Here is a 22,319-nt window from a genome sequence, read left to right as displayed (position 1 = left end):
TCGCTCCTACAGTCCGGCATTGCGCCTGTGGCGGTAGTCGCTGACGGCTTCATACACGGCCTTGCGCAAGCGATTGATACCGCCGATGGGGCGGTGTGCTTCCACGCCGAACCAGGGATTGAACGACTGGTTGTCGCATTGCAGGTTCAGCGCCGGTGTATCGAAGTCCTGCGCCGGCACGTTGATCCGCGCCACCGTCTCGAAGGGCGCATCGCTTTCGCGCCACTCAATGCTGGTGTCTTCAATCGGCATGTACTTGTTGGCGTCCTGTCGCTGGATTTGCAAGACGAAACACGCGGGTACCCGATCGGTTGACAGCTGTTGATTCAGCGCATTGCGCAGGAAGTTCGGCAGCTTGCGATTTTGTTCCGGCAGGCTGTAGGCCGGGCAACTGTCCGGATCGGGTGCAACCCGGAACTTCGCATTGGCTTCACCGAATTTGTAGGGTGAAACCGAAAAGTACGTCGTCCGGGTTGGGCTTGGCGGGGCAGGGGACAGCGTCGCCAGGGCGATAAACAGGTGGCGAACCTGCCAGGTGCGTGGATCCCGGCCGGGGAAGAAAGCCATCATCTTTTTACCGTCGGCCTGGGCGGCGACGTTCTGACGGTATTCGGCGACATTACTGACAAAGAAGTTCGGGTGGCTGAACATTACAAAGTCCTGTTCGCCTCGCCCCTGCTGATCGCTCAACAGTTGTTTGCCTGGAACATCGAACAGTTTGATCGCCATGCCCCGGGCATCGCGAATGCTATCGAACTGCGGGTAGGCATTGCCGTTGGACAGGCGCATCGTCGCTTGCCAGGTTTTGCCCGGCTCGCTGAACACGCCCTGGCGCAGTTCGCCTGGCAGTTCCGGCAGCACTTGGACCTCAGCCTTCACACAACCGTGGGCCTTGGCATGGGCATCTCGCAGGTAGCGGGTGCTTTCGCGGTGCTGATCGACGATGCGTACGGCAGTCTGGATGATGTCCTGGGTCATCGCTGCCTCACCATCCGCAATCAGCTCCTGCGCCGAGACAGGCCCGCGATGCTGCCAGGCAAACCAGGCGCTGGCCAGGGCCCAGCCAAGCACACCGAGACCCAGCAGCCACAGCAACAGCTTGCCGAGAAAGGCGCCCAGGCGCAGCCAGAGAGTTATCAGCATGGGAAAGTCCTTTTGGCTGAGACTGTGGTCATGGCAATTGCGCTTCCAGCGGGCCGCCCAGCACTTTCAGATATTCCAGCAGTGCCCGGCGTTCTTGCGGCTGCAACCCGCGGCCAATCACGCCATTGCCGAGTTTGCCGGCACGGAATTCATGACCGCTGTTGTGGTTGCCGGTGATTTGCGTGTCGAACAGAAAAGCGTTGTTGAAGGCTTCGGTGCGATATCCCAGATGCTGTGGGTCGAATTCGAAAGTGCCTTTGTAGAACGTGGTCGCACGCTCATCCTGAGGCGACAGCAATTGATAAATGTTCGGTACCGAACCGTTGTGCAGAAACGGCGCTGTCGCCCATACACCCGCCAGTGGCCTGGCCTTGTACGAACGCAATTCGCGCACGCCGATTGGCAGGCCGAAACCGTCCATTTCAGCACGCTCGGCAGGGGTGATATTGGCGTCTTGATATGCACGGTCCTGGACATAGGCGGTGACATAGGCCAGCCCCTTGGCCACGGACATCTTGCTCAGGTCCAGCGGTTCGGTGGGTTTTGGCTCCACGTCAAGGTTTTCCAGCTCCGCCTGCTTCCATTGCAGCGCAGTCAGGTCGAAGCGGTGGTCGGCGATGTTGTTGGCCGCGCCGGGGTCTGTGCCAATGTAATCCACCGGGAGCATTTTCAGATGCTGAACGTATCGCCCGTCGCCCTGGGTGTTGTGCGGTACATGACAACCCGCGCAGTTTTCGGCGAACAAGGCGCGCCCCCTTGCTGCCAGAGGTTTGTCGACCGCGCCCAACAGATCTTCCGGCCAGGCTGGAGGCTTGAGTCGTTGCAGGGTTTCTTCGATCAGGTGCAGGTCGCGCACACGGACACTGGAGGGATAGCGGGCATCGCCCATCAGTGGCTGGTCGTTCTTGTCGAAGAAGTTCAGCGTGGCGCCGACACCCAACGCTTCGCCGATGTTGCGCGCCATCGGTTGTTTCGCCGAACCGTTCCACTGCACCCATTCGAACGTCCACATGTCCCACAACTGCGGATAGTCAACGGGGGCATTGGCCACGCGGTAGTTGTCGGGGGAAATCGCATCACCGAAGCTGGCGTTGGCAATGCGACCGAAGGCGTCTGTGCGCCCGGGGCCTTCCTCGGTCGGATAGAGCCCGCGATGGGTGTCGTTCCAGGCCACCTTGAGGAACGTATCGAGTGAGGATTTGAATTCTTTGCGCAACTGTTGGTGGCGGGCGTCGTAGTCCTGGCCCAGCACATTGCGTGCGAAACGTTCGAACTTCCACGGGTTGTAGTAAGTCGAGGTCAGGCTGGCCACCAGTGCTTGTCCGAAACTGCCCCCTTTGAGTGTAGGAACACTGGACGGCAGGACGTGCTGCGCCGAGCCGCCGTCGATACGCACGGCTTGACCCTTGAAACGCAGTTCACCGGTGTGGCAGGCCGCGCAGGTGACATCCAGAAACACATCCGGGCTCCCCGTATTCTGGTGCCGGGTAAAGCCTGCCGGGAGGTTGCCGGGGTTATTCGGTGTCGGTTTCTGGTCGGGGTCCACCAGGAAACCGAAGCGGGCGAGGTACTCGGGGGCGGCGAAGCGTTGCTGCGAGAAGGGCAGTTCGAGGGCGGTGAACCAGTCATAGCGCAAGCCTTTGACCTGTGTGCCCTGGGGTGTGAAGTAATAGGTCTCGCGATCCGTGGCGCTCCATTGCTCCAGGTAATGCACCTGTTGTGGAGGCGACCAGGCCGGCAATTTCGGGTTGGCGACGTAGTAAAGAACCACGGACATGACCAGCCCGAGCAGTACTGCGATGAGAACCAGCAAGCGAAAGAAGAGGCGCAAGATAAACGTCCTTGTCGAATGATCATGCCGTTATGCCCGAGTACCCGAGGTGCGGCAAGAGGCCATTACACCAGATGTTGTAGGTTCAGGAATCAGTCTGCGTCGGAACAAGATGAAAGAAGCTTCATCAGCCGAATTGTGAATTGCGTTTTAAACACCTGAACTTATCAATTGTTTCCGGCTCTCATGCCGGTAGCCATTGGTCGTGGCGGCCTGATAAGCTCGCGGCTTTACTCGATTGCCCTTTAGGCGCATGAACAAGGAAATAGCATGAAACAGCATCGGTTGGCGGCGGCGGTGGCCCTGGTTGGCCTGGTACTCGCGGGTTGTGATTCGCAGACCAGCGTAGAGCTGAAAACTCCGGCGCAAAAAGCTTCCTACGGCATTGGCCTGAATATGGGCAAGAGCCTGGCTCAGGAAGGCATGGATGACCTGGATTCCAAAGCTGTAGCCCAGGGCATCGAAGACGCGGTCGGCAAGAAAGAGCAGAAGCTCAAGGACGAAGAACTGGTTGAGGCGTTCGCCGCGCTGCAAAAGCGTGCCGAAGAACGCATGGCCAAGATGAGCGAAGAGTCGGCCGCTGCCGGCAAGAAATTCCTCGAAGAAAACGCCAAGAAAGCCGGCGTGACCACCACCGCTTCGGGCTTGCAGTACGAAGTCGTGCAGAAAGCCGATGGCCCTCAGCCAAAGCCGACTGACGTAGTGACCGTTCACTACACCGGCAAGCTGACCAATGGCACCGTATTCGACAGTTCCGTCGAGCGCGGCAGCCCGATCGATCTGCCGGTCAGCGGTGTGATCCCGGGTTGGGTCGAAGGCCTGCAACTGATGCACGTTGGCGAGAAGTACAAACTGTACATCCCTGCTGATCTGGCTTACGGCGCTCAAAGCCCGAGCCCGGCGATTCCGGCCAACTCGGTGCTGGTATTCGACCTGGAACTGCTGGCCATCAAGGATCCGGCAAAAGAAGACGACGCAGCCAAGTAATCGGCGCCTGCTTCGATAACAACGCCTCGCTTTTGCGGGGCGTTGTTGCATCTGGCGTTTGGCACGGGTAAACAAAACGAACAGACGCTCCAGGCCGGAGTCTCAGGCATAGTAGGCGTTGGCGTTAGACGTACAAGTCCGCCAAGTCAATGAAATTATAGGTTTTTTTTGATGGGTAAAAAACGCCCGATCTGAACGGAGGCMTTGTAAAACGGGGCTTGCAGCGATGAAAAGCAGCTCTGTTCACAAGGTTATCCACAATTTGTGTGGATAACATTTTAACGGGAGGAGTCATGAAAGCACCCTGGAATTTCGCTCGTTTCCTGCCGATGGCCGGACGCCTGCTGGCACGCGGCCGATTGCCGACCCTGTTGTTCGCAGTCGCCAGCAAGGGCGCGAGCCAGGGCAACCGACTGGGCAAACTCAAGGATGACTTGAAGCTGTTGCAGGCACTCTGCCTGGCCTACTGGCGTGGTGAATATCGCGCCATCAGCCCCAAGGCGCTGGTTTCGGTCGTCGCGGGCCTGATGTACTTCCTCAGCCCGGTGGATGCGATCCCGGATTTCATTCCAGTGTTCGGCATGCTCGATGACATCGCGGTATTGGCGTGGCTTATGAAAGTGCTCGACAACGAACTCAATGCCTTCCGCGTCTGGCGCAAACGCCAGGTGCCGGAGAAGCTCGCGGTGGTTGAGCGCCTGCCTGATACCCCCGAGCAACTGCAACTTCAAGGCCCGAAAAAACACTGAGCCGATTTCGACCTGTTCACAGATTGATACCCCCCGCGACCTTGGCCGCTGTTAGGATTACACTTCTAGGGAAAAGTGCCGACTCGCTAAGTGTTGTTGTCCTACGGGGTAGTCATGGATATTCAGATAATTACACGCGAAGGCGAGCCCGAATATGCGGTTCTGCCATGGGCTCAGTATCAGGCGTTACTGAAAGCAGCAGGCATCAAGGAGCAAGCGTTACCTGAAGCCACGAAGCTTCAGACGGCAACACCAGACGCGATTCTTCCGGGTCTGGATCAACTACGCAGTTTGCGCGAAGGAAAGGGCATCGCCATCGAGGCGCTGGCCCGCACGGTAGGCATCAGCCCGTCTTACCTGGCCATGATCGAAAGTGGCGAACGTCTGCCCGACGCCGCGATTCGTCGCAGCCTGGCCTGGGAATTGACGGTGCCGGGGTGGAGGGATGAATCGTGAGCGTACGCATCAGTCGTCAACATTGGGACGGATTGCTGGGCGAACTGGATCAGGCGCGTCGTCAGCGCCATCTCCTGACTTATCGGGCATTACTGGAACGTTTGCAGTTGCCGACACCGGCCATGCAAACCCTGACAGCGGCCCTTGAGCATTTGGCGGCCCTGGACGCCAGGGCGGAGCAGCCATTGCGCAGTTCACTGGTGATCAGTCAGGGCGCCAGCCGCTTGCCGCGCACCGGATTCTTTGAATGTGTCGAGCGTCTCGGGCGTTTTTCCGGGCCGTCAGACGGCGTTGCCGCCGCGTCCTGGCATGCTTCGGAAGTGGTGCGGGTGTTCGAGTACGAATACCCGGAATCGGCCGAGGCCTGAGTGTTTTTGCGACTCAAGGCGCGGGCCGGATACTGGCTCGCGCGCCGGTTGTTTCACTGGTCGTGGTTTGTCCGTCAGCCACGTGGCTGGCGCTGGCTCGAAGGCCAGTTCGCCCGCATGGCCAACCTGGGCGATGTCGGCGCCCAGAGCTTCTATGGGCACATCCTGACGTTTCGCGGCGTCGGCCTCGGGGCTCGTGAGGAGGGCGTGCGTTTGTTGCGCCTGGCGGCGTTGGCGGGCGATGGAAAGGCGGCGTATCAAGTGGGCGTGATCAGTCTGGCCGGAACGACGAGCAAGGCTCCGGACCCGGTCGAAGCGGCGCGATTCTGGGCGATCGCGGCGAAGGCCGGGCATCCGTTGGCGCCGATCAAGCTCGAAGAGCTGAAGTCTTCCTCGGCGCCTCGTTGATTGGACAGATGCCGAAAAGCTCCCTTATCGATACCCGGAAACGAGCACCTCATCTACAGTCGAAACCACCAGGCTATCAATCACATGCACGCTAGACCCTTGCACATTCTTCGCATGGTGCTTGGCCTGTGATGCTATCTCGGCCAACTGGCTCGCATCGAGTTGTTCACAGGCCTGTGGATGCAGATGCACCACCCCGATCGACAGTGACAACAGCGCAAACTCCTGACGCACGCCCTGGCGGTTCGGTGCGACAAAGCAGCCGGCTTCCAGGTGCTCGCTACGGTAGAAACGTCGGCACTGGCTCTGGAAGTCGTCGAGCAACTGGTTCAAACGTTTGCGCCAGTCTTCCGGGCCGAGCACCAGCAGGAAGTCATCACCACCGATGTGGCCGACAAAGTCGCGGGCCGGGTCGACGCGGTCGTTCAGGCATTGCGCCAGGCACAGCAGGACTTCGTCGCCGCGGCCGTAGCCGTAGATATCGTTGAAAGGCTTGAAACTGTCGATGTCCACGTAGCAGATCACCGATTCCCGTTGCTGTTGCAGCAGTCGTGTCAGGCATTGCTGGATCGGCACGTTGCCCGGCAGCAAGGTCAACGGGTTGGCGTATCGGGCCTGCTGGATCTTCAGTTCCGTGATCAACTTGAGCACGTCAATCACCCGGCCAAGCCCGAGATAGCCGCCATTGAGCGTGATGATGAAATCCTCCTCGATACGCTGGCGGGCACGGCTGGTGATCAAGCGGCTGACCTGTTGCAGGGACTGGCTCAGCTCGACGGCGAGGAAGTCATCGTTCATCAAGCGGCTGATGGGCTTGCGGGCGAACAAGTCGGTGGCAAAGGGCTTGAGCAGGACGTCGGAGAGCGAATGACGATGAACAATGCCGCAGGGCTGACCCTGTTCATCCAGGACCGCCAGCGAGTTCAGGTTGGCCTGGCGGCGAAAGGCTTCGAGCACAGTGGCGGTCGGGGTGTCGCGGTTCACTGCGGGTTGCTCGTTGAGCAGGGCGCTGAGGTCGCTGCCGTCTTCGCTCAGTACAACGGCGATGCTGTCCTGTCGGGGTATCATTGCCCGGGCATCCCGCGGTGGGTGTTCCTGGGGGCGGCAGAGCAGGTAGCCCTGCACCAGGTCCACACCCATTTCGGTCAGCACCGTGAGCTCTTCCGGTAGTTCGATACCTTCGGCGATGACTTGCGCCCGCGAGGCCTTGGCGATTTGCAGGATCGAGCCGACGAACTCGCGCTTGAGCGCATCCTGATGAATGCCATCAATGAAGTGCCGGTCAATTTTCACGTAGTCCGGCCGCAGTTCAGACCACAACCGCAAACTCGAATAGCCCGCCCCCAGATCATCCAGCGCAATCGAAAACCCCATCGCCCGATAGTGATGCAGGGCGGTTTGCAGCAGCTGGAAATCATCCGTTGGCGTTTGTTCGGTCAACTCGATGACCACCTGGTTCGGAGGGATGCCGAAGTCTTGCAGCAGTTGCAAGGTGCGCCCCGGTTGATGGGCCGCTTCAAGCAGGGATTCCGGGGATACGTTAAGGAACAACAGGCCAGGCAATTGCTGTTCATTGAAGCGTCGGCAAGCGCTCTCGCGGCAGGCAATTTCCAGCTCGCTCAGACGTCCGGCCTGGCGGGCGACGGCGAACAGGGCGACAGGGGAGTGCAGAGGGCTGTTGGACGGGCCGCGACTGAGGGCTTCGTAGCCGAGAATACGCCGTTCAGAGAGGCTGATGATCGGCTGGAACAGGCTGTGCAAACCGCCTTGAGTCAGGATCGAGCTCAATGCACTCAGCTGTTCGGTTGTGGTCATGGCGATCTCTGGCGATAAAAAAAGGACCGGGCGTGCCCTTGGTAAAGAGCACGGCCGGTCCTTTATTTCACGACAGAGTGATGACTGTTTGATGACGCTCCGGGGAGCATCAGTATTAAATTGCCATCAGTTGTGTGTAGAAACTCAGTGCTTGGCCACTGCCGTGTTGAGTTTCAGGTAGTCCAGCAGAATCCGCCCGGTTTCGCTCAGGTAGGCGTCGTCTTCCGGTTTGGTTTTATCATCTTCGGCCGCAATAACGTCCTCGTCTTCTTTCTTCAGCTCTTTGAGTGGTTCTTCGCCCTTGGCTTTGCGACGGATGTTTTCCATGGTCAGCTGTTTGGCTTCGATGTCGGCGTGCTGCGCACGACGCTCGGCTTCATTGAGGCTGACGGTTTTTTCCAACATCAGTTTCTGCGCCAGGGCCAGCTTGTCGCGGATGAATACGAACTCTGCATCCTTGGCCGTACGCACGTCATGCTCGGACTTGAGCTGCGAAATGTACGGCTTGAACGGATCCAGCGCAGGCTTGATGGCGGCCTTGATGGTGTCCCATGGCATGGCTTCCGGCAGGGCGCTTTCACCGATTTCCTTGGTGTCGATGATCGACGGGTAATCGATGTCCGGCAAGACGCCCTGATGCTGGGTGCTCTGCCCGGAAACCCGGTAGAACTTGGCCAGGGTCAGTTTCAGTTCGCCATGATTGAGCGGCTGAATGGTCTGCACGGTGCCTTTGCCGAAGGTCTGGCCACCGATGATCAGTGCGCGGTGGTAGTCCTGCATGGCGCCGGCAAAAATCTCTGATGCCGAGGCGGACAAGCGGTTGACCAGCAACGCCATCGGGCCTTTGTAGAATGCGCCCGGGTTTTCATCTTCCAGGACATCGACGCGGCCATCGGCGTTACGCACGAGCACGGTCGGGCCTTTGTCGATGAACAGGCTGGTCAGCTCGGTGGCCTCTTGCAAGGAACCGCCGCCGTTGTTACGCAGGTCGATGACCACGCCGTCGACTTTCTCTTTCTGCAACTCGGTCAGCAGTTTCTTGACGTCGCGGGTGGTGCTCTTGTAATCCGGGTCGCCGGCACGGAAGGCCTTGAAGTCCAGATAGAACGCCGGGATTTCGATAATGCCGAGCTTGTAGTCCTTGCCGTCCTGCTTCAGGTTCAAGACCGATTTCTTCACGGCCTGATCTTCGAGCTTCACCGCTTCACGGGTGATCGGCACGATCTTGGTGGTCTGGTCGTTCGGCGCATTGCTGGCCGGGATGACTTCCAGACGCACTACGGTGCCCTTCGGACCACGAATCAGCTTGACCACTTCGTCCAGGCGCCAGCCCACCACATCGACCATTTCCTTGTTGCCCTGGGCAACGCCGATGATCTTGTCGGCCGGTGCAACCTGCTTGGTCTTGTCCGCCGGACCTGCCGGCACCAGGCGTACGACTTTCACCTGGTCGTTATCGCTCTGCAACACGGCGCCGATGCCCTCGAGGGACAGGCTCATGTTGATGTCGAAGTTCTCCGCATTATCCGGCGACAGATAGTTGGTGTGCGGGTCGTAGGACATGGCGAAGGTATTGATGTACGCCTGGAAGATGTCTTCCGCGCGGGTCTGGTCCAGGCGTGCCAACTGGTTCTTGTAGCGCTTGGTCAGGGTTTCCTGGATCTGCTTGGGCTCTTTGCCGGCGATCTTCATCCGCAGCACTTCGTCCTTGACGCGTTTGTGCCACAGGTCGTCGAGTTCTGCGGTGGATTTGAGCCAAGGAGCGTCCTTGCGGTCGATCAGCAAGGTTTCCTTGGTGGTGAAGTCCATCTTGTCGACGCCTTTGCCCAGCTCGGCAAGGGCGAAGTCCAGACGCGCCTTTACGCGGTCCAGGTAGCGCTTGTAGATGGTGAACCCGGCGTTCAGGTCGCCACTCTTGAGGAAATCGTCGAACTGCGTCTTCCACTTGTCGAATTCGGCAATGTCGCTGGCCATGAAGTAGCTGCGCGACGGATCCAGCAGCTTGAGGTAGCTGTCGTAGATGATCACCGAGCGCGCGTCATCGAGTGGCGGCTTGCTGTAGTGGTGGCGTTTGAGCAACTCCACGACGTTCAGGCTGGCGATCACTTCGTCACGATCGGGTTGAAGATTGTCCCAGCTATTGGCTGCGAATGTATTGCTCGACATCGGCAGCAAGCCGATACCGATGAATAAGGCGAGGGCAGTGCTGGGGAACAGATGCTTCATGCTGATTCGACGCGGGGACAATTGATAACGCATATTAGGCCGTCTTTGAAGTCGCCGGATCTTTGGGAACCGGTCGCATAATGCAAAAAGCCCGACGCTATAGCTTCGGGCTCAGTCCAGACTCACTATGGAGGCACTGTGAAAGCATTGCAAGGCGTTGACGGTCGAGTGGTGTGGGTTGATGAGGCGAGTCCTGCGTGCGATGTAGGACAAGTTCGTATTCGAGTGGCCGCAGCGGGCCTCAATCGCGCCGATTTGTTACAGAAAGCCGGCCTTTATCCGCCGCCGCCAGGGGCCAGCCAGGTGCTTGGTCTAGAGTGCTCGGGCGTGATCAGCGAGGTGGGCGCCGGGTCCTCCTGGCAGATTGGTGATCGGGTTTGCGCCTTGCTGGCCGGGGGCGGCATGGCCGAAGAAGTGGTTGTCGACGGGCGGCATGTATTGCCGGTTCCCGACGGAGTGTCACTGGTCGAAGCGGCAGCACTGCCCGAAGTCTATGCAACGGTCTGGCTGAATTTGTTTCAACTGGCTGCGCTCAAGCCGGGTCAGAAAGTTCTGCTGCACGCCGGAGCAAGTGGAATTGGTTCAGCGGCTATTCAGCTGTGCAAGGCCTTCGGTAACCCGTGCTGGGTCAGCGTCGGCTCCGCCGAACGACTGGCGTACTGCGAAGCGCTGGGCGCCCAGGGCGGCGTGGTGCGCGATGGTGATCTGGAGAGCCTGCGGGATCTGGGGCCGTTCGACGTGATTCTCGACCCGGTGGGCGGCAATTATGCGGCATTGAACCTCAAGTTGCTCGCGCAGGATGGCCGTTGGGTGTTGATCGGTCTGATGGGCGGGCGCGAGGCCAAGCTGGATCTGGCCCAGGTGCTGGCCAAGCGTGTGCAGTTACTGGGCTCGACCCTGCGCAGCCGTGGTGATCAGTTCAAGGCGGATCTATTCAGTGATCTCGGTCAGCATGTGTGGCCGTTGTTCGCCGAAGGGCGGTTGAGCCCGCAACTGGCCAAAGCTTTTCTGGTCAAGGATGCCGAGGCGGCGTTTGCCGAGCTGGCGAGTAATACCGTGGCGGGGAAGGTGGTGTTGGTGATTGATGAAAGCTTGAGCTGATATCGGGTTGGCTTTGAAAAGATCGCAGCCTGCGGCAGCTCCTACAGGAGATTGTATTCCCATGTAGGAGCTGCCGCAGGCTGCGATCTTTTCGGTTACTTCCAGAGATGTATCGGCCAGCCAGCCTTTTCAGCCTGCTCGCGCAGCACTGGATCGGGGTTGACCACGTGGGGAAAATCCACCTTCAGTAACAACGGCAGATCGTTGCGTGAGTCGGAATAGAAACTCGCGCCTTCGAGGTTTTCCTCCTCTGCATCCAGCCATTCCAGCAAGCGGGTGATCTTGCCTTCGCGGTAGGTCAGGGTGCCGACGGTATGGCCGCTGTAAGCGCCGTGGGCGACTTCCAGTTCGATGCCCAGAATCTCGTCGATGCCCAGGCGTTCGGCGATGGGGCCGACCAGGTGGGTGCCCGAAGCGGAGATCACCAGAATCCGGTCACCGGCCTTGCGATGCGCCGCGATGGTTTTGGTGGCGTCGCTGAAGATGATCGGTTCGATGAAGTCTTCCACCCATGGGCCAACCAGATGCTCGACCTCTGCGGGCGTGCGACCGATCAACGGTTCCAGGCTGAAGGCCATGTAGTCCTCCATCGCCAGGTGGCCGCGGCCGTAGGCATCCATCAGTTCCTTGTCGCGACGCAGGAACGATTCGCCATCGACCCAACCGAGGCGGACCATTTGCTCGCTCCACAGTGAGGCGCAGTCGCCGTGGATCAGGGTTTCGTCCAGATCAAAAATTGCCAGGGCCATCAGTGCAGTTCTCTCTTCAGCGTCAGCAAAGTCATCAGGCTACCTCACACAAGGCCGTCGGATCGATGGAAAGCGCCAGGCGCTGACCATCGGGATGCAGGTCGGCCGCCGAGCGGTTCAGAACGTCCACCACCAATTCCACGCCCCGGGCTTCGACCCGGTAGCGAATCACGTTGCCCAGCAGGCTGTGGCTACGCACCTGCGCGTCCAGTTCGCCATTGAGGCTCAGTTCGATGGCTTCCGGGCGGATGGCGATGCGCTTGCTGATCGGTCGCTGCAGCAGTTTGGAGGCACTGTCGGCGTCCAGCAGGTTGTAGTTGCCGATGAAGCCTGCCGCGAATACATCTACGGGCGCGGTGTAGAGGGTTTCGGCGTCGCCGCTTTGTACGATTTTTCCCTGATTCATCAGGAAAATCCGGTCAGACATGGTCAGGGCTTCTTCCTGATCGTGTGTGACGAAAATCGTGGTCAAGCCCAGCTCGCGCTGGATCTGACGGATCTGTTCGCGCAGGTGCTTGCGAATCCGCGCGTCCAGGGCTGACAACGGTTCGTCGAGCAGCAACAGGCGTGGCCGGGTCACCAGGGAGCGGGCGAGGGCGACGCGCTGGCACTGGCCCCCCGAGAGCTGATGCGGGTAACGCGCGGCAAAGTCATTGAGCTCCACCAGTCTGAGCACTTCCGCGACGCGTTTGCGGCTGTCATCGGCATTGACCTTTTGCATGCGCAGGCCAAAGGCGACGTTTTGCTCCACGGTCATGTTGGGGAACAACGCATAGCTCTGGAACACCATGCCGATCCCGCGTTTCTGCGGGCTCACCGGCACGATATCGACGCCATCGAGCAGGATTTTGCCGCCATCCACCGAGGTCAGGCCGGCGATGCAGCGCAGCAGGGTGGATTTGCCGCAACCGGAGGGGCCGAGCAGGGTGACGAACTCACCTTTCTGGACTTCGCAGTTGATGTCGCTGAACACCGTGGTGCCTGCGAAGCTTTTCTGAAGATGTTGGACGCTGACATAGCTCATTCGCTTTTGTCCCTGTTCAAGATATTGGCAATCCAGGTCAGAACCAGCACAAAGAAGAAGTAGGAAATCACCAGCGCACTGGTGAAATGACCGCTGCTGTTGCGCATGTTGTTGAGGTAGACCTGCAGGGTTTCGTAGCGGGTGCCGACAAGGATGTTGGCGAACACGAACTCACCGAACAGGAACGAGAACGACAGCAGCAACGCCACCATCAGGCCCTTGCGCAGGTTCGGCAGCACCACCAGGAATGCGGCTTGAAAGGTGCTGGCGCCGAGCAACTGGGCGGCGTCCATCAGGTCGCGCAGGTTGATCGCTTGCAGGTTGTTGGTGATCGCCCGGTACATGAACGGCAGCGCCACGGTGAAGTAGCAACCGATCAGGATCCACGGCGTCCCGACCATGGCGAACGGTCCGGAACCATAGAGCTGCAACAGCCCCACCGACGACACCACCGGCGGTACGGCGAAGGGCAGCAGGATCAGGATGTTCATCAGCGCGTCGAGTTTCGGGAAGTGGTAATGCACCACGAACAGCAGCGGCAGAATCAGTACTACTGAAAGAATCAACGAACCGACGCAGACCAGCAATGATTGCCCGAACGCTTGCAGGAAGCGCGGATCGCTCCACAGCTGGATGTACCACTTGAGGGTGAAACCGCTGGGCAGAATGGTCGCCGACCAACTGCTGGCGATCGAGTAGATCAGCGTGCCGGCCAGCGGCAACAGCAGGATGGCAAACAGCAAGTACACCACGACGCGGTGGTAGACACCGGCGGGCCCCAATTCAGCGCGAGACATGGTAGCTCCTCTTCAACAGCAGCTGATGCACGATGGTCACCAGGGTCATCAAGGCCACCAGCACCACGGCCAGGGCGCTGGCCAGGTTCGGGTCCAGGGAAATGTCGCCGGAGACCATCGCCGCAATACGGATCGTCAGCACGTTGAAGTTGCCGGTGGTCAGGGCGTACACCGTGGCGTAGGCGCCGAGGGCGTTGGCCAGCAGGATCACGAAAGTGCCGAGCAGCGCAGGCGTCAACACCGGTAAACCGATGTGTCGCCAGAATTGCCAGCCGCTGGCGCCGAGCAGTTCGGCGGACTCACGCCAGTCTTCGCGCAGTGCATCGAAGGCCGGGTACAGCAACAGTACGCCGAGGGGAATCTGGAAGTAGGTGTAGAGAATGATCAGCCCGGTTTTCGAGTACAGGTTGAAATCCTGAATGATGCCAGCCTGCTTGAGCATGATGGTGAAACTGCCGTTGAAGCCGAGCAAAATGATGAACGCGAAGGCCAGGGGCACACCGGCGAAATTGCTGGTCATGTTGGCGAAGGCGTTGACGAAGTTGCGCAGTTTCGAATCGACCCGTCGCAGGGAGTAGGCGCCCAGTATCGCAATGATGATCCCGAACACGCTGGACCAGAAGCTGATCTCAAGGCTGTACTGGATGGCCTGCAGGTAAAACTTCGAGCTGAAGATCTTGCTGAAGTTGGCCAGGCCCCAGCCGAATTCTTCCGATTGCAGGCTGTTGATCATCACCCAGGTCAGCGGTGCGATCTCGAATACGATGAAGAACAGCGTGAACGGGAGCAGGCACAGGGCAGCGAGCCATTTACTGCGGGTCATGGCATTCACTTCAACAGCTCCCGGCAGACCGGTTTGTCGTGGGGCACGCCCAGCAATTCGCAGACGGTGCCGCAGATCTCGGTCTGTTTCGGCGCGGCGTCGGCGTCGAAGCTGAACGCGTCACCGAGAACGAACAGCGGCACTTCACGTTCTTCCGGCAGCAGGCCGTTGTGGGAGCGGTCGTTGTTCATGCCATGGTCGGCGGTGACCAGCACCTGATAGCCGGCATCGAGCCAGCCTTGCAGGTAGTCGGCCAGGATGATGTCCGCCGAGCGGGCGCTGTTGCGGTACTGCGGGGTGTCGAGGCCATGCTTGTGCCCGGCGTCGTCGATGTTCATCGGGTGGATCAACAGGAAGTTCGGCGCATGGCGCAGGCGCAGGCTTTCAGCGTCGGCGAACAGGTGCGAGTCCGGGTAGTGATCGTTCCAGTAGAAATGCCCATGCTGGATCGGCAGTTGCGGATCATCGGTGTGGCGATCCCGGGCCGCCACGAAGGGCGAACGGTTGTACAGCTCGCTGACCCAGTGGTAGGCCGCCGCCGCGGTTACAAGACCTGCGTCAGTGGCGTAGTGATAGATGCTGCGCTGGTTGGACAGGCGCGAGACGTTGTTGTGGACAATCCCGCTGTCGATGGGCGCAACGCCGGTCAGGATGCATTCGTACAGCGGGCGGGACAGGGCCGGCAACTCGCACTCCAGTTGGTAGAGTGCGGCGCGTCCGGCGCCGACGTAAGCCTGCAGGTGCCCCAAAACMAAATCAAAAGATCGCAGCCTGCGGCAGCTCCTACGGATGCAGCATTACTGCATATTGATGATGACTTCTTCCTGCCACTTCTGAGGAAGGGCCTTGGAGGTCTTTTCCCAGGCGTCCGCGTCCTTGATCGGCGTGACCTTTTTGTACTGCTCGTTAGGCAGCAGCTTGGACTGCACCTCGGCTGGCAGGGTCAGGTGCTCGGCACGGATCGGACGGGCGTTGCCCTTGGCCAGGTTGATCTGGCCGGCGTCGCTGAAGATGTATTCGCGGGTCAGCTTGGCGGCGTTCGGGTTTTTCGCGTACTTGTTGATGATGGTGGTGTAGCCGGAAATCACCGAACCGTCGGACGGGATCAGCACCACGTAATCATCCGGGTTGGCCATCTTGGCCTTGTAGCTCAGGCCGTTGAAATCCCAGACCACGCCGACTTCGATCTCGCCCTTTTCCATGGTGGCGATGGTCGGGTTGGACATCGACAGGCGACCTTGCTTGGCAATGTCGGCGAACAGGTCCAGGGCAGGCTTGAGGTTTTTCTCGTCGCCACCATTGGCCAGTGCCGCTGCCAGTACGCCGTTGGCGGCCTGGGCTGCGGTGCTCACGTCGCCGATGGAGACCTTGTATTTACCGCCCTTGAGGTCAGCCCACTTGGTTGGGGCTTCGGAGCCGTGCAGCAACTTCTTGTTGACGATGAACGCTATGGTGCCGGTGTAGGCCAGTGCCCAATTGCCGTCCTTGTCCTTGGCCCAGGCTGGCACCTGATCCCAGGTGGAAGGCTYGTAAGGCTGGACCACGCCTTGCTTGACCGCGATCGGGCCGAACGCTGCACCGACGTCGCCGATGTCGGCGCTGGCGTTGTCTTTTTCCGCGGCGAACTTGGCGATCTCCTGGGCCGAGCTCATGTCGGTGTCGATGTGCTTGAGGCCGTATTTGTCGCTCAGGTCTTTCCAGGTGCCGGCCCAGTTGGCCCAGTCATTGGGCATGCCGACGCTGTTGACGGCGCCTTCCGCTTTCGCAGCGGCTTCCAGGGTTTTCAGATCGGTGTCGGCCGCCATGGCGGCGGTGCACATTGCAATGGTCGAGCCTAACAGTGATGCCAGGAAAAACTGTTTCATTCCAAAGCTCCTTGGGGCGTGTTCAACGCTGCGATTGCGGTTGTGTTGGTCTAGGTCAGCAATACCTGAGCCAATTTAAGGGGGCTGGATGACACTTTGATGTCGTTCGTCGCCCGGGATGACTTTTTGTTCAGCGGTATCGCGACTGGCCTGCTAAGCGTAGACCATGGCCAAAGCTCCGGCAGGCAAGGGACTTGGCCGATGAATTGCACGTTGTTGAAAGAAGAGGAAGTCAGGGAATGGCGACCGTTGGGCAGTTTTGTCATATCTCGGTCATCTGCGCTGCCTACGCTTGCAGACTATTGAATGAGCCGGTTTGCGCTGCGGTTCTGCCCTGAATTGGTGCTGGTCTAGTCCAGAAAGGAAACGCTGATGCGTGAAGAGGCAACAAAAGCGGTAACAGCCATCGGCCAGGTGCTTCAGGAGCAGATCGACCATGGACTGTTGACCCCCGGCAGCAAATTGCCGGCCGAGCGCAAACTCAGTGAATTGTTCGGCACCACGCGGATCACTTTGCGTGAAGCGTTGTTGCAGTTGGAGTCACAGGGGCAGATCTATCGCGAGGAGCGTCGCGGCTGGTTCGTCTCGCCACCACGCCTGGCGTACAACCTCATGCAGCGCAGCCACTTTCACGCAATGGTCAGCGCCCAGGGGCGGATCCCGTCCACCGAGGTGATTTCAGCGCGATTGCAACCGGCATCGGCGGCGGTCTGTGCCTGGCTACAATTGCCAGCGCTGTCGAGCGTTATCCAGATCTGCCGCTCGCGACGGATCGACGGGCGACTGGTGCTGTATGTGGAGCACTATCTGAACCCGCAGTACTTTCCCGGGATCCTCGATTTCGATTTGAATCAGTCGATCACCGAGTTGTATGCACGGCATTACGAATTGCACTACGGGCGGGTGCGCTTCGAGATTGTGCCCACGGCGTTGTCGGTGGATGCGGCGGCGGCTTTGAAAGTGTCGGTGGGCAGCCCGGGCCTGCGGATTGCCCGGGTCAACTATGACCAGCATGAACGGTTGATCGACTGCGACCTGGAGTTCTGGCGGCATGATGCGATTCATGTCGGGGTGGATGTTGTCTGATACTGCTTTTGTAGGAGGTTATTCATTCTGCGGGTCACCGCCAGCGGTCATCACCTGAATACTCATCCGCGGTGTCGCCAGATCCAGTCCGGCTTCATCCATGTGCCGCTTGAGTGACAGATTGAACGCTCGCGACACTTCCCACTGCTTGATTGGCGCGGTCTTGAAACGGGCGCGGAGGATCGCATTGCCCGACTCAAAACTTTCCACCCCCTGAAACTCCAGTGGCGACCAGATATTGCGCCGCTGCAACGGATCGGTGCGCATTTTCTGACCAACTTCGCGCATCAGTTTGATTGCGTTGTCGATGTCCATGCTGGCCGGCACCGCGACCCGGAAGATCGCATAGCCGAATTCCCGAGAGTAGTTCTTGATGCTTTTGATTTCGCTGAATGGAATGGTGTGGACAATGCCGTCGATGTCCCGCAGGCGCACGGTGCGGATGGTCAGGCCTTCGACTGTGCCGAGGTGGCCGCCGACATCCACGTAGTCGTCGATGGCCAGGGAGTCTTCGATGATGATGAACAACCCGGTAATCAGGTCGGCTACCAGCGACTGCGCACCAAAACCGATGGCCAGACCGATCACACCGGCACCGGCCAGCAGTGGCGTGACGTTCATGCCCATGTTCGCCAGGGCAACGATCAGCGCGATGATGAAAATCGCCACGAACAGCACGTTGCGGATCAGCGGCATCATCGTCTGTGCGCGGGCATTGGCCAGGCCTTTGCGCGAGCGGGTCAGCGCGTGATGTACGGCGGTGTCGCTGAGAATCCAGATCAGCCAGGCGAACAGCAGCGTGCCGGCGAGGCTAAACAGTTTGACGCTGACTTCGTGGCCGTCGCCTTCGGTGAAGCGGATCAACGACATGCCCCAGACCCGCAGGCCCAGCTCGATGAAGGCCAGCCACACCAGCAGATGAACGATGGTGTAGAAAAAGTTTTTCAGCCGTTCCGAATACACGGCGTAACGCCGGATGCCATGCTTGGGTTTGAGGGCGTAGCGGCGTACCAGGCCGTTGATGACCATGCACAACACCAGTAAAACGGTGCAGATCAGCGACTGGCGCAGGGCGGTACTGGTGTCGCCAGCGGAAATAAAGGTGGCGAACAGGGAGATGGCCACCAGCACCAACGCCGGCACGTACCAGAAGGTGCCGAGGATCGACAGGGTGTCGTTGAGGGCGCGACGGGTCAGGCGCCGGGACAGCGGCTGGTTGCGGATCAAGTGAGCGATCGGTCGGCGGAAGCGCAGGATGAATCGCCCTGTGGACAGCGCTGCCAGGACATTGGCGACAGTCGCAGCGGTATGGGCCAGATGGCTGCCGAGGCTGTCGACCAGTTGCGGGTCGCTCAGCGCTTCGCCAAACGCGGCGAAGCTGCCGATCAGCCACAGCGGCCGAAACGCCTGGTGCCGCAGGATGTACAAGGCGCGGTGGCGGTGCGGGCCGTCGAGCAGGGAAAAGGCAATCACGCAGATGGCCGAGAAGCAGGTGCCGACTACCAGTGCATAGGCCAGTACCATGGCCAGGCTTTTGCCCAGGGACGAGGGCAAGGCGTAGCTCATGTAGACCGTGATCACCAGGGCGATCAGCCATGGCCCGAGTTTGCGCAAGGCGAAGCGCAACATGTCGAGGGCCCGGGGGTGCTGCGGCAGTTCTTCGGTCAGGCCGAAACGCATCCGCACGCGGTGGCTGATCCAGATCAGGGCGGCGGCCAGCAGGCTCCAGACCATCAGGATCATGGCAAAGGCGAACAGCATGGGCAGCCATTCATTGGCCGGCAACGCCAGCGCCACCAGTTCTTCCCTGGCCTGATCGAACTCACTGGACCAACGCGTGAGCGGACTGTCGTCGCCGGAAAATTTCTTCTCGATGTTGGACAGGGTTCCGCCAATCAGGCCCAGCACGCCTTCCTCGGTCGTTGGTTGAGCCTTTTTGGTGGTGTCACGGAGCTTTTTCAGATCGGTCAGCAGCTTGGTGCGTTGCTGATCGTTCTCCAGAGACTTGATCACTTCGTCCAGGGATTGCCCCAGCGGTTCCTGTGCTTCGGGCTGGGCCTTGGCCTGGCTGCTGAGCAGGCCTGGCAGGCCGGCCGCCTAGGCAGGCGCCACTGACAGCAGCGTCATCAGGCAGACAAGGAAAATACACGGCAGGGCAAAAAGACGAGCGAACACTAGGCGGTCAACCTCGCAGGGAGCGGATCGGCCGAGTGTACGAGCCCGTCAAAATCAATGCGAGCCAAGGGCGATGAATTATTCGTTGAGTTTGGCGAGGATCTTGATCACCACGGTTGCGAGAATGGTCAGCATGCCGATCCACATGCCGAACACGCCGGCGTTTTTATCGCGGAAGTTGAAGCCGACGGCCAGCAGGAGCATCCCGGCAAGAATCGGGATCAGCATGGCGTGAAAGCTAGACATCGAGATCATGGAGACGGCCTTGTCGAAGGGATACTTGAAGTCTAGGCGGCTTTTGACGGGGCCGGTGTGATGTGTGTAGGAGCTGCCGAAGGCTGCGATCTTTTGATCTGATCTTCGGCGATTAACCTGGCGTCAAAATCAGGATCAAGAGATCGCAGCCTGCGGCAGCTCCTACCGGTGTTAAGGCAATTCGCGGCAGGCGTAGAACGCGCTCAGCACCTTGACCAGATGCGCCAGATCTTGGCTGCCGCACAATTCGCGGATCGAGTGCATGGCGAACGTCGGCAGGCCGATGTCCACGGTGCGCACGCCCAGGTGGCTGGCGGTGATCGGGCCGATGGTCGAGCCACAGCCCATGTCGCTGCGCACCACGAAACTCTGCACCGGCACTTCTTCAGCCATGCACAGATGACGGAAGAACCCGGCGGTTTCGCTGTTGGTGGCGTAGCGCTGGTTGCTGTTGACCTTGATCACCGGGCCGGCGTTGAGTTTCGGGCCGTGGTTGGCATCGTGTTTGTCGGCGTAGTTCGGGTGCACGCCGTGGGCGTTGTCAGCCGAAACCAGCAGGGATTTCTGAATAGTGCGTACGAATTCATCACCTTCAGGCAGCAGGCGACGCAAGGTTTGCTCGAGCATCGGACCGTCGGCACCGCACGCCGAGCAGGAGCCGACTTCTTCGTGGTCGTTGCAGACCAGCACGCAGGTTTCGTCGGTGTCGGCTGTCAGCAGCGCTTGCAGGCCGGCGTAGCACGACAGCAGGTTGTCCAGGCGCGCGCCGGCGATGAAGTCGCCATGCAAACCAATGACCGCCGCGCTTTGGGTGTCGTAGAAACTCAACTCGTAATCGAGCACCACATCAGCGTTCAGGCCGTGTTCGCGGGCGAGTTGATCGGTGAGCACCGCGCGGAAGTCCACGCGCTCGTCACCGGCAAATTGCGCAAGGATCGGCGGCAATTCGGTCTGGGCGTTGATGGCCCAGCCCATGTTGGCTTCACGGTTGAGGTGAATCGCCAGGTTCGGAATGATCGCGACCGGAGTCTTGAAGTCGATCAACTGGCTCTCGACCTTGCCATCACGACGGAAGGTTACGCGGCCCGCCAGAGACAGGTCACGGTCGAACCACGGCGCCAGCAGCGCGCCGCCATACACTTCGACGCCCAATTGCCAGAAGCCCTGGCGTTGCAGTTCCGGTTGCGGCTTGACCCGCAGGCACGGGCTGTCGGTGTGGGCGCCGACCAGTCGAATGCCACCGTGCAGCGGTGAGTGACGGCCCATCTTGATCGCGACAATCGAAGAGTCGTTGCGGGTGACGTAGTAGCGACCGTTGGCTTCGGTATTCCACGGCTCGCGCTCGTCGAGGCGTTGATAGCCCGCCGCTTCCAGGCGCTGAACAAGGCTGGCGGTGGCATGGAACGGGGTAGGGGAGGCCTTGAGGAAATCGATCAGGCCTTGGTTCAACTCTTCGCGCATAAAGTAGCTCCAGACAGCAGTGGCGCCAGTTTAACGTATTGGCCATGGAATTGGCGGTGGGCTGATGTTGGGGTGGACACCGAAGATGAATGTGAAGGCGGACCCTGTGGGAGTGAGCCTGCTCGCGATAGCGGAGTATCAGACAATACAAATGTCGACTGACACTCCGTTTTCGCGAGCAGGTCGGATCGCCGCACCGTCGCTCCCACATTGACTGCAGTTGTAGCTTCAGAACGGCGCAGGACACTCGAAGCGAAGGCGCTCGCCACTTTGCGGGTGAGTGAAGCTGAGCATGCTCGCGTGCAGGCACAGGCGCGGCCAGGCCGCCAATGCCTGTTCATGGGCGTAGAGGCCGTCACCCAGCAGCGGATGACCAATCGAGAGCATATGCACGCGCAACTGGTGGGAACGGCCGGTGATCGGTGTCAGCTCAACGCGGCACCAGTCGCCGCAACGTTCGAGCACGCGCCAGAAGGTCAGCGCATGTTTGCCGAATTCGTGATCGACCACGTGCCGTGGCTTGGTCGGCGGGTCGTAGCGCAAGGGCAGGTCGATGCTGCCGCTGTCCAGTTCCGGCTGGCCCCAGCACAGGGCTGTGTAGGCCTTTTCGGTTTCGCGGTCGTGAAATTGCCGGGACAGCTCGCGATGGGTGTCCGGGTCACGGGCCAGCAGGATGATGCCGGACGTCTCCCAGTCCAGCCGGTGGACGATTCGCGCTTCCGGGTAGCCGTTTTCCTGCAGACGGGTAATCAGGCAGTCCTTGTTGTCATCGGCCCGGCCGGGGACGGAGAGCAACAGGGTCGGTTTGTTCACCACCAGTACGGCGGCATCCTGATGGATGATGTGGATGTTGGACAACGGCATTAAAACAGCCTCGTAACAAACGCCAACGGCGGCTCGGGCTTCCCTGATCCCCGTGTAGGAGCTGCCGCAGGCTGCGATCTTTTGACTTTTTGCCGAAGAACAAGATCAAAAGATCGCAGCCTGCGGCAGGCGGCAG

The 22,319-nt window shown here is 59.8% G+C and carries 20 protein-coding genes and 1 pseudogene; 7 read left to right on the top strand and 14 right to left on the bottom strand.

The features are described from left to right. Window positions 1-6: 6 nt before the first annotated feature. Both AC1DWG_RS24375 and AC1DWG_RS24370 read right to left on the bottom strand, forming a co-directional pair. Window positions 7-1,143 (bottom strand): catalase family protein, encoded by a 1,137-nt coding sequence (locus tag AC1DWG_RS24375; RefSeq protein WP_477762447.1) that lies wholly within the window; start codon window positions 1,141-1,143, stop codon window positions 7-9. Between the two features lie 28 nt (window positions 1,144-1,171). Further along, entirely contained in the window at window positions 1,172-2,974 is a 1,803-nt protein-coding gene (locus AC1DWG_RS24370) for a di-heme-cytochrome C peroxidase (protein ID WP_477762446.1), read from the bottom strand. A 270-nt stretch (window positions 2,975-3,244) separates the two neighbouring features. On the opposite strand from AC1DWG_RS24370, the gene AC1DWG_RS24365 reads away from it, so the two are divergent. The 5 genes from AC1DWG_RS24365 (at window position 3,245) to AC1DWG_RS24345 (ending at window position 5,942) form a co-directional block, all read left to right on the top strand. Further along, window positions 3,245-3,961 (top strand): FKBP-type peptidyl-prolyl cis-trans isomerase, encoded by a 717-nt coding sequence (locus AC1DWG_RS24365; RefSeq protein ID WP_218431282.1) that lies wholly within the window; start codon window positions 3,245-3,247, stop codon window positions 3,959-3,961. 293 nt (window positions 3,962-4,254) lie between these two features. Next, window positions 4,255-4,710 (top strand): YkvA family protein, encoded by a 456-nt coding sequence (locus tag AC1DWG_RS24360; protein WP_477762445.1) that lies wholly within the window; start codon window positions 4,255-4,257, stop codon window positions 4,708-4,710. Between the two features lie 114 nt (window positions 4,711-4,824). Then, window positions 4,825-5,166: a helix-turn-helix domain-containing protein gene (locus tag AC1DWG_RS24355; protein ID WP_477762444.1), complete on the top strand. Its 342-nt coding sequence runs from the start codon at window positions 4,825-4,827 to the stop codon at window positions 5,164-5,166. Continuing rightward, a complete protein-coding gene (locus tag AC1DWG_RS24350; protein WP_007898892.1) occupies window positions 5,163-5,534 on the top strand; it encodes a hypothetical protein in 372 nt (123 codons plus the stop codon). The genes AC1DWG_RS24355 and AC1DWG_RS24350 overlap by 4 nt, the downstream gene beginning before the upstream one ends. Then, window positions 5,535-5,942: an SEL1-like repeat protein gene (locus tag AC1DWG_RS24345; RefSeq protein ID WP_477762443.1), complete on the top strand. Its 408-nt coding sequence runs from the start codon at window positions 5,535-5,537 to the stop codon at window positions 5,940-5,942. A 24-nt stretch (window positions 5,943-5,966) separates the two neighbouring features. Here the strand turns inward: AC1DWG_RS24345 and AC1DWG_RS24340 are convergent, their stop codons facing one another. Then, window positions 5,967-7,757 carry a bifunctional diguanylate cyclase/phosphodiesterase gene (locus tag AC1DWG_RS24340; protein ID WP_477788445.1) on the bottom strand — a complete coding sequence of 597 codons (1,791 nt, stop codon included), beginning with the start codon at window positions 7,755-7,757 and terminating at the stop codon, window positions 5,967-5,969. A gap of 144 nt (window positions 7,758-7,901) precedes the next feature. Next, window positions 7,902-9,983: a carboxy terminal-processing peptidase gene (locus AC1DWG_RS24335; RefSeq protein ID WP_477754098.1), complete on the bottom strand. Its 2,082-nt coding sequence runs from the start codon at window positions 9,981-9,983 to the stop codon at window positions 7,902-7,904. A gap of 138 nt (window positions 9,984-10,121) precedes the next feature. Here AC1DWG_RS24335 and AC1DWG_RS24330 point away from each other — a divergent pair, with 138 nt between their 5' ends. Further along, on the top strand, window positions 10,122-11,084 hold the full coding sequence (locus tag AC1DWG_RS24330) for a zinc-binding dehydrogenase (RefSeq protein ID WP_477762441.1): 963 nt from the start codon (window positions 10,122-10,124) through the stop codon (window positions 11,082-11,084). Window positions 11,085-11,179: 95 nt separating this feature from the next. On the opposite strand, the gene AC1DWG_RS24325 is transcribed toward AC1DWG_RS24330, so the two are convergent. From AC1DWG_RS24325 to AC1DWG_RS24300, 6 genes and pseudogenes are all read right to left on the bottom strand, one after another. Then, on the bottom strand, window positions 11,180-11,833 hold the full coding sequence (locus AC1DWG_RS24325) for an HAD family hydrolase (protein WP_477754100.1): 654 nt from the start codon (window positions 11,831-11,833) through the stop codon (window positions 11,180-11,182). A gap of 34 nt (window positions 11,834-11,867) precedes the next feature. After that, complete coding sequence (locus AC1DWG_RS24320; protein ID WP_477754101.1) at window positions 11,868-12,857, bottom strand: ABC transporter ATP-binding protein; 990 nt, start codon at window positions 12,855-12,857, stop codon at window positions 11,868-11,870. After that, complete coding sequence (locus tag AC1DWG_RS24315) at window positions 12,854-13,654, bottom strand: ABC transporter permease (protein ID WP_477754102.1); 801 nt, start codon at window positions 13,652-13,654, stop codon at window positions 12,854-12,856. Before AC1DWG_RS24315 ends, AC1DWG_RS24320 begins: the two co-directional genes overlap by 4 nt. Beyond that, window positions 13,641-14,477: an ABC transporter permease gene (locus AC1DWG_RS24310; RefSeq protein ID WP_477754109.1), complete on the bottom strand. Its 837-nt coding sequence runs from the start codon at window positions 14,475-14,477 to the stop codon at window positions 13,641-13,643. The genes AC1DWG_RS24315 and AC1DWG_RS24310 overlap by 14 nt, the downstream gene beginning before the upstream one ends. A gap of 5 nt (window positions 14,478-14,482) precedes the next feature. Next, a pseudogene (locus tag AC1DWG_RS24305) lies at window positions 14,483-15,226 on the bottom strand (alkaline phosphatase family protein); the annotation flags it as partial. A 48-nt stretch (window positions 15,227-15,274) separates the two neighbouring features. Then, complete coding sequence (locus AC1DWG_RS24300; protein ID WP_477788444.1) at window positions 15,275-16,342, bottom strand: ABC transporter substrate-binding protein; 1,068 nt, start codon at window positions 16,340-16,342, stop codon at window positions 15,275-15,277. A 372-nt stretch (window positions 16,343-16,714) separates the two neighbouring features. Here AC1DWG_RS24300 and AC1DWG_RS24295 point away from each other — a divergent pair, with 372 nt between their 5' ends. Further along, on the top strand, window positions 16,715-17,428 hold the full coding sequence (locus AC1DWG_RS24295) for a UTRA domain-containing protein (RefSeq protein ID WP_477762438.1): 714 nt from the start codon (window positions 16,715-16,717) through the stop codon (window positions 17,426-17,428). An 18-nt stretch (window positions 17,429-17,446) separates the two neighbouring features. Here AC1DWG_RS24295 and AC1DWG_RS24290 read toward each other — a convergent pair whose 3' ends face one another. The 4 genes from AC1DWG_RS24290 to AC1DWG_RS24275 form a co-directional block, all read right to left on the bottom strand. After that, a complete protein-coding gene (locus AC1DWG_RS24290; RefSeq protein WP_477788459.1) occupies window positions 17,447-19,516 on the bottom strand; it encodes a mechanosensitive ion channel family protein in 2,070 nt (689 codons plus the stop codon). Window positions 19,517-19,681: 165 nt separating this feature from the next. Next, window positions 19,682-19,858 carry a hypothetical protein gene (locus tag AC1DWG_RS24285; RefSeq protein WP_477762436.1) on the bottom strand — a complete coding sequence of 59 codons (177 nt, stop codon included), beginning with the start codon at window positions 19,856-19,858 and terminating at the stop codon, window positions 19,682-19,684. Between the two features lie 171 nt (window positions 19,859-20,029). Beyond that, entirely contained in the window at window positions 20,030-21,319 is a 1,290-nt protein-coding gene (locus AC1DWG_RS24280; RefSeq protein WP_477762435.1) for a M18 family aminopeptidase, read from the bottom strand. 228 nt (window positions 21,320-21,547) lie between these two features. Further along, window positions 21,548-22,183 carry an RluA family pseudouridine synthase gene (locus tag AC1DWG_RS24275; RefSeq protein ID WP_046037585.1) on the bottom strand — a complete coding sequence of 212 codons (636 nt, stop codon included), beginning with the start codon at window positions 22,181-22,183 and terminating at the stop codon, window positions 21,548-21,550. Between the last annotated feature and the right edge of the window lie 136 nt (window positions 22,184-22,319).

The organism is Pseudomonas sp. P4_B3 (assembly GCF_056402295.1).
Note: the sequence above shows the minus strand (reverse complement) of the source record. Positions and strands in the feature narration are given on the sequence as shown.